At 63.9% G+C, this 6,852-nt stretch carries 6 protein-coding genes and 1 pseudogene; 2 read left to right on the top strand and 5 right to left on the bottom strand.

The features are described from left to right. The 4 genes from AX703_RS05175 to AX703_RS05160 all read right to left on the bottom strand — a co-directional run. The coding region (locus AX703_RS05175; RefSeq protein WP_062343070.1) for an ArdC family protein at positions 1-664 on the bottom strand (664 nt) is incomplete at its 3' end. Positions 665-1,487: 823 nt separating this feature from the next. Further along, complete coding sequence (locus AX703_RS05170) at positions 1,488-1,982, bottom strand: RES family NAD+ phosphorylase (protein WP_062343068.1); 495 nt, start codon at positions 1,980-1,982, stop codon at positions 1,488-1,490. Positions 1,983-1,986: 4 nt separating this feature from the next. Then, positions 1,987-2,337: an MbcA/ParS/Xre antitoxin family protein gene (locus AX703_RS05165; protein ID WP_062343066.1), complete on the bottom strand. Its 351-nt coding sequence runs from the start codon at positions 2,335-2,337 to the stop codon at positions 1,987-1,989. A gap of 528 nt (positions 2,338-2,865) precedes the next feature. Further along, on the bottom strand, positions 2,866-4,890 hold the full coding sequence (locus AX703_RS05160; RefSeq protein WP_062343064.1) for a ParB/RepB/Spo0J family partition protein: 2,025 nt from the start codon (positions 4,888-4,890) through the stop codon (positions 2,866-2,868). A gap of 256 nt (positions 4,891-5,146) precedes the next feature. Between AX703_RS05160 and AX703_RS05155 the strand changes: the two genes are divergently transcribed. Further along, complete coding sequence (locus tag AX703_RS05155; RefSeq protein WP_039338233.1) at positions 5,147-5,605, top strand: helix-turn-helix domain-containing protein; 459 nt, start codon at positions 5,147-5,149, stop codon at positions 5,603-5,605. A 12-nt stretch (positions 5,606-5,617) separates the two neighbouring features. After that, positions 5,618-6,208 carry a PIN domain-containing protein gene (locus AX703_RS05150; RefSeq protein ID WP_062343061.1) on the top strand — a complete coding sequence of 197 codons (591 nt, stop codon included), beginning with the start codon at positions 5,618-5,620 and terminating at the stop codon, positions 6,206-6,208. A 23-nt stretch (positions 6,209-6,231) separates the two neighbouring features. On the opposite strand, the pseudogene AX703_RS05145 reads toward AX703_RS05150, so the two are convergent. Beyond that, a pseudogene (locus AX703_RS05145) lies at positions 6,232-6,852 on the bottom strand (methylase); the annotation flags it as partial.

The following is a 6,852-nucleotide window of genomic DNA, read 5'->3' as shown; positions in this document are numbered from 1 at the left end:
CGCAAAGGCCATCGACTGTCCTCGAAATGAGGACACTTGCGATGTTACATACCTCGTGCAGAAGAGTGGCCATGTGTGCCGACGCATCCCGAAACGAGGAGAAGTGCGGCATGAAGATGTGATCGAGATCGATCCGGTAATGCGCATCGTAAGCGCCTTCGGTAACCGGAACGTTCAGGGCTGCCACGAAAGCCTCGGCATGTGCGAGCCGCTCGCTTTCGGGCAAGACCGCGACCGGGAGGGGCTCATAGCCCTCGACCTGTGCGAGGTTGAACACTGTGAAGGCCCGGGCGAACATGCAGGCAGGGCCGGCTTGGTCGTCGCCATGATCGTCACTGGCAGGTGAGGCCACCTGCTTCCAAAGCACGACAGTCGTTCCGCGCTCTCCCTTGCGAACTTGCGCGCCAAGCGCTGCCCATTGACGATAGGTCCCCCAAAGACCGCTGGAGTAGCTGCTCGCCCTTGCGGCGATCCATAGCGCCAGCACGTTGACACCTCGATAACGGCGGCGTGAGGCAACGTTCTGCGCTCGGGCCGTGGCAGCGCCATCATGATGCCAAGGCATACGCCAAGTGCCGGCGCCGGACTCGATGGCAGAAACAATTTCGTGGGTGATGCGCGAATAGACATCGGCTCGCGGCGTTGAAGGGTGGGTTCGGGACATGGCGGACCTTTCACGACGGGCAGACAGGAGCTCTCCTCCCCTCCTTCAGCCCGTGATCCCCACACCCGCTTTCTCTCCCTCCTGTCACACCAGCGAGAGCTGTGGCAGTCTCCTGTGCGGGCTGTTCCAGGGAAACGTTCGATGCTCGCAACCTGGCCCTGAGGCATCGCCTGCTGCGGTTCTGCAAGGCCTCTTCTCGCGCAGCGTCAGCCGCGCCTCATCAGCCCCCGCATTGCCATGCCGGGCGATGCGGTTCAGCGATGCTGGCGTAAGGCAGCTGACCGACCGGACCCTGACGTCGTGGTTTCCCTCGCGTCGGGTTCCAGAAGCATGTCGAGGAACAACGGCAGTAGGCCAGATCAGGGCCTCCGTCGGCGAGCGGGCCGACAGGCAGTGTCCGCACAAGGCTGCCCGCTATCGTGCGGCAGATGCGCAATGACGCGTGCCGCTTTGCGATTGTCAAGGTCGACAAGGGTCCCCGATCTGGGCGACTGCGCACCGAACCTCGATCTCTCGCCGGAATCCGGACCGGCTACTGCCGGCATAGCTCCGAAAGCTCCAATACCGGCTTGCGAGCCCTGTCGGGGCTGTCTTCGACAGCTGACGGGGCTTGGGCATCGTCCAGGCACTGGATGACCTTGCATGGCTGTTCGTTGTCCTGCGTCCCTTACTGCGCGATGCAGGGAACAGATTCATCGCCCGGGCCATCAGCTTGGACCGCCCGTCGATCCTGTGGCCGCGAGCGATCCCGAAGGGCCTGTCCGAGCATGCTCGGCCGACTGCCTCGAGGGGCCCTCGTGGTATCTCGGCTCGGCGGCAGAAGTCACGGAGCGCGCAGGCCAAGCCCGTCGTCGTCATCGACGAGCGTGACGCGCCCTTCCCACTCCCACAGGACGAGGTTGAGAGCGTCGGCGGGAGCGCCGCGGGCGTAGCTCGACACGACAATGCCGACATAGCCTTGCGCAATCGCGGCCTCGGCGAGGTTCTGCGTGGGCACGGGCTTTCCAGAGAGCATCCGGTCCCGCCAGCTTGGGTCGCCAAGCTCCGCCGGTGCCATGCCGAAGGGCTGGAGTACGGCTGTATCGCGGCCATCCAGCAAAGGCCCGATATCGGCCCGATAGGCTACCAGGGTGGTCGGCTGCAACGTGCCGACCTGATTGGCCTCGCGTAGTGCCGTCTCAGGCGCAAGCGAAGTATAGAGCGCCGCGCGCCTCAAGCGATTGAACCGTCCGCCAAACCGGGCAGCCCCTTCCCCCGAGAACGGTTCGCGGGACCAGACCGGATTGTGGGCGCGGTAGAGCAGCCCGGTGAAGTGCATGAGGCTAGGCGTGAATGCCGGCGTCGACAGCGTCGATATAGGCCAGCACGTCATCGGCCCGGCTGTTCTGCACGAGCTGCATTGCGGTCTGGCCCGAGAAGCCCGGCAGCGGCTCGGAGCGGTACCAGGCATAGGCCAGCAACGCGGACCCGAAGCGCGGCTCGACCTTGTTGAGCACTTCGACCATCTGGCGAAGGCGGCGCTGGGTGCGTGTCGACGCGATCCGGTCCTTGCGCTGGATCGCGTTCTTGCCGAGGCCCAGCGAGCGTGCCAGTTCGTCGCTGGTGGTGCGCAGCACATCGACGACCTTGCGCGGAGCGAACGCACCGTTGTCAGCGTAGTTCTGCATCGCCATTGCAATGCTCCGGAAATTTTGCCGCTATAAAGCGTCATTCCTCGCGGCATTCAATCCGAGGTGTGGTTGGAAGCGATGTGCGTCAAGGAGAGACCTCTTGCAGCTCGGTCGCGCCTGCAAGCGTTTACGAGGTCGGCATGCACAAGGGCTGAAGCTCGCCCCGGCCTTGCAGCAACATTTGCGATTTCGTCGGCATGAAGCCATGCGTGGCTGTCGGATATCTCGTGATCGCAAGTGATGTATCTCGCCAGACCGTAGATAGATCGCTCTGTTCGTAATGAACCGACGCTCCAGCCACCGCCAGCTGCTTGTGTCGGCGCGGAGACTGCCCCGCCCCTGCCCGCACTTCAGCCTCATCCTGGCAGTTCGAGATTGCAGACCCAGCATACAAGGTAACCCTGGAGGTCGCCTCAGGCGAGACCCGCGCACCTGGCCTGGTGTTCATGGTCATGGTGTCGTGTCCTGGAGGGACCGGCACGCTGCCCCAGAGCGACGGTGGGCGCTGGCCAGCGTGCCGACAAGGCTGGTTCAGGCGTCGACGGTCTCGCTGGTTGCGACGTCCTCCTCTTGGGCAGGTTCGTGCTCGACCGGTGCCTCCTCACAGGGCGCGCTCGCGGCGAGCACCCGGAAGCGCATGGCTTCGGGCACCCAGGCGAGTGCTGCTTCCCTGATCTCGGGGGCAACAATTGTTTCGCCTGCGAACAGCTTCTCGCAGCTGGCCGAGAGGTCGCTCTTCTTCGAGCCCATGAAGCTTGCTGCCATGGCCGGCCCGCCGACTTCGCGGACATGGCCGAGCAGGGTCTGCTTGGCTACCCGGTCGAAGTAGTTGGCCGAGGTCGGCCGCCAGTGGCTGGCGACCTTGATCCCCATCAGGGCGGCGAGATGGTCGTGAAGGTCGATCGGCTCAGGGCCGGACTGGCCCGCCTTCTTGTCGATCCCCATGCTGGCCTCGAGCGTCTTGGCCATGCACAAGGCAAGCCAGCTTGCCTTGGCATCGTCGTCGAGCGCGCTGAACGCGGAGAACCGGTCGACCGTGCGGCAGTGCTCGGTCCAGGACAGGTCGAGCGTCTCGCGCATGTCGGCCATCAGCGTATGCGCCGGGCTTTCCGGGTAGTTGGCGAGGGTGAGCGAGGGCGACGGCGCGCGGAGCGTCGTGCCCAGGGCCTGCGCACTGTAGAGCGCACGGGAGTCGGCGATGGCGAAGATCAGGTAGTCGAGTGCGATCGCCGGGTTTGAGGCGAGGTTGATCGCGAGAATGTCGCGGCGCTGGACAGCGAGCTCTTCGACCAGCTTCTGCGACAACAGCTTGGGGGCCGTAGCGGCGCTACCGCCCTCCCCTGCTCCGCTGGCACCCTCGCTCGCGTCGGACCCACGTGCCTTACGGCGTTCGAGCGGCTTGTCGCTGTAGAGGCCGCTTGCAACCGCAGGCCGGCCATCGGCGCCGATGATCACGAAGCAGCCGACGTTGGCCTTCATTTCCTCCGGGATCACCGGGGGCTTGTCGTGGAGCGCATCGTAGGCGCTGCTTGCGGCATCCCAGCGCTCCTGGAACTCGGCGGCAGCGGCCTCGTCGTCTTCGTCGAGGGTTTCGCTTTCCGCTTCGAGCGCCGAGATCGTCTCGAGCAGTTTGTCGGCCTCGACCTGTTCCTCCTCGGTGAGCGGTGCCGGTTCGAGATGGACCTGGTGGAGGTCTTCGGTTGCGTTGTAGGTGACGCGCGTCTCGAGGATCGGGCGCACCCAGGCATAGCCGGAAGTTTGGGCGACCTCGGCCGCAAAGGCCTGGAGCTTCTCGCCGGCGATGCGCTGCGCAATCTCGGCATCGATCCAGGTTTCGCCGCCGCCCTCGGTGAACAGGTCGCGCTCGATCTTCCCGCCGGCGGCAAGGTAGTCGGCCTCGCTCGCCAGCTTGGCCATCGGCGAGGATGAGCGGATCGCGCTGTGCGTGACCATGCGGCGGATCGAGTCCGGATTGTTGCCCTGCCAGGAGTTCGACAGCTCGTTCCAGACCATCATCTGGCGCTCGTGATTGGGCGTGGTCGCATAGGCCTTGGCGACGTCGAGGGTGATCTTGCCCTCTTCGAGCGCGGCGAAGATCGGATCGGCAAGGTCCGCAAGCCGCAGGCGGCCTTCGATGAACCGGCGGGTGCGGCCGAACCGCTTGGCGATCGCGTCGAGGTCCGCGCCTTCGCCCACGAAGTGCTTGTAGGCGCGAATCTCGTCGGTCGGCGTCATGTCGAGGCGAATGACATTCTCGATCAGCGAGAGTTCGGACTGCTCGGCGGCATCGATGTCGAGCACCCGGCAGGCGATGGGGTGGTCCTTGGGGAGCTTGCCGGCCGTCAGAAGGAAGTTGAGGGCGCGCAGGCGGCGACCGCCTGCGGTCACGTCGAAAAGCCCTCGCTTCTTGGCGGGCACGACGATCAGGTTCTGGAGGAGGCCCTTGGCCTCGATATTGGCGGCCAATTCCTCGATGAAGAGGTTGCTGTCTTGTCTGCGGACGTTGGCTTCGGACAAGCGCAGCTTGCCGAGCGGGATCAACTCGATATCGTTCATGGGGGTGCTCCTGAAGGCCGGATTTGGCCGAGCCCTTCGGCTCACCCCTTCCAGCCCCCCTCCCCTCACGATTTCAGGATTGCCCGAATTCCCGGGCGCAACCGCGCTTCCCAGAGCGGGCCGCTTGGTGCCATGACGCGTAAATCGATCATTTATGCCTCACGGACCGGACCTGCGTCGGAACCTGAGGCGCACAACTTGGTTGCGTTTATTGCGAATATGCGATAGGGAATATCGCCATCAGCGGAGAGACACGATGACACTGCCAGCCAATGCCTTGCCCTTCGGCAACAGGCTGCCCTCTGCCGACGATCGCCAGATCGCCAACCAGCTTCGGCGCATCCTTGCCTCGCAGAAGGCCGGCGAGGCCAAGTTGCGCGTGCCCGATCCAAAGACCAGGAAACCGGTCGAGATCACGCTGACACCGGCGATGTCGGACCTGTTCCTCGAGTTGTTGCGTCACATCGGGAGCGGGGATGCCGTCACGCTCGTGCCGATCCAGCAGATGTTGACGACGCAGCAGGCAGCAGATCTGCTCAACATGTCCCGTCCTTACCTGATCAGGTTGATCGAGAAGGGTGACATCCCGCACAGCATGGTAGGACGGCATCGGCGGCTCAAGGCCGAGGACGTGTTCGCGTACAAGGCGGAGCGCGATAAGATCCGTTCGAAGGCGATGGACGAACTGATTGCGGACGGCTCGGACCTGTATTGATTTGAACCTGCCATGTTCGCCAATCGCTACACCGCTCTGGTCGATGCCTGCACACTGGTCAGCGCGCCGCGTCGTGATCTGCTGCTCACGCTCGCCGAGGCAGAATTCTTTCGTGTGCGCTGGTCGCAACGTATCCTTGATGAGACTCGTGCGGCATTGGACAAGATCTTTGCCGAGCGAGGGTTCGCTGACGCACCGACAAGGGCCGCTCGATCCGTCGACGCCATGCACCAGGCTTTTCCCGAGGCTCTCGTTGAGGCGCACGCTTCAGTTGCGGCCCTGAAATTCGGACTTCCCGACGCCAATGACGAGCATGTGCTGGCCGCTGCAGTCCCGACGCAGGCCAAGGCTGTCGTGACCGAAAACATCAACGATTTCCCGGCAGCGATTCTCGGGCCGCTCAACATCGAAGCGCGGACCGCAGACGAGTTCATCGCAGACACCATCGCGCTCGATGAGGGCAAGGCGGTTGCAACAATCCGCACTCTGCGCATTCGGTTGAAGCGGCCGGAAATGTCCGCTGAGGACTACCTGCGCTCCCTGGAGGCACATGGCCTGTTCGTCACCGCGTCGATCCTGAGCGGCCACGCCGAATCTATCTGACCTGCAGTGACGCAGGCCAACGACTAAGCGATGATCCTCCCAAGAATCTCGCTTGCTCCGTCCATCGGCACGAACACGCGGGTCTTGTAGGCTATGATTTCGGTGAAGCAGCCCTGAGACTTGAGCTCGGGAATGCGCGCAGCTTCGGCATCGACAATCTCGATCCTTCGGGAACCGTTCACGCGGGCTGTGCGGATCGTGAAGCCCAAGGGGTGCGGGGCCTTCCATGTGCCCCCGCCGAGAATGGCGGCAGCAATCTTGGCGGGATCGGTCTGCGCCTTGCGGGCAACGCCGAGTTTCTCGAGGGTAGCATCGACGTAGAGGTCCTGAACATGCCGCCCAAGCCAGGAGGCGCCGGACTTGTCGACGATGCGATTGACTGTGAGATCCTCCTTGGGAAGCGCGCCCCAGATTGGCAGGAGTAGTCCCGTTGCGAGATAGACGGTCTCGGTCACAAGCTGGCTCTCGTCGGCGGCGTATTCTTCCTCCCATAGCGCACTGAACGTGGACTTGGTGAAGGGCTCCCAGGCGGACTCGTGGAGGCGGTCAGCGCGCAGGTACTCGCTGCGGAGCGGTCGCACGAGTTCGAAGCGGCGGATCATGTGGCCCTCCTCGTCCATGTGCGAGGGCGCCGCGATGCCGAG

Origin of the sequence: Novosphingobium sp. CCH12-A3, from assembly GCF_001556015.1 — a bacterium.
GTDB classification, from domain to species: domain Bacteria; phylum Pseudomonadota; class Alphaproteobacteria; order Sphingomonadales; family Sphingomonadaceae; genus Novosphingobium; species Novosphingobium subterraneum.
Note: the sequence above shows the minus strand (reverse complement) of the source record. Positions and strands in the feature narration are given on the sequence as shown.

Coding starts and splice junctions, on each gene's coding strand:
- AX703_RS05160 (WP_062343064.1), bottom strand. CDS start 4,890: ATGAACGATATCGAGTTGATCCCGCTCGGCAAGCTGCGCTTGTCCGAA.
- AX703_RS05170 (WP_062343068.1), bottom strand. CDS start 1,982: ATGCACTTCACCGGGCTGCTCTACCGCGCCCACAATCCGGTCTGGTCC.
- AX703_RS05165 (WP_062343066.1), bottom strand. CDS start 2,337: ATGGCGATGCAGAACTACGCTGACAACGGTGCGTTCGCTCCGCGCAAG.
- AX703_RS05150 (WP_062343061.1), top strand. CDS start 5,618: ATGTTCGCCAATCGCTACACCGCTCTGGTCGATGCCTGCACACTGGTC.
- AX703_RS05155 (WP_039338233.1), top strand. CDS start 5,147: ATGACACTGCCAGCCAATGCCTTGCCCTTCGGCAACAGGCTGCCCTCT.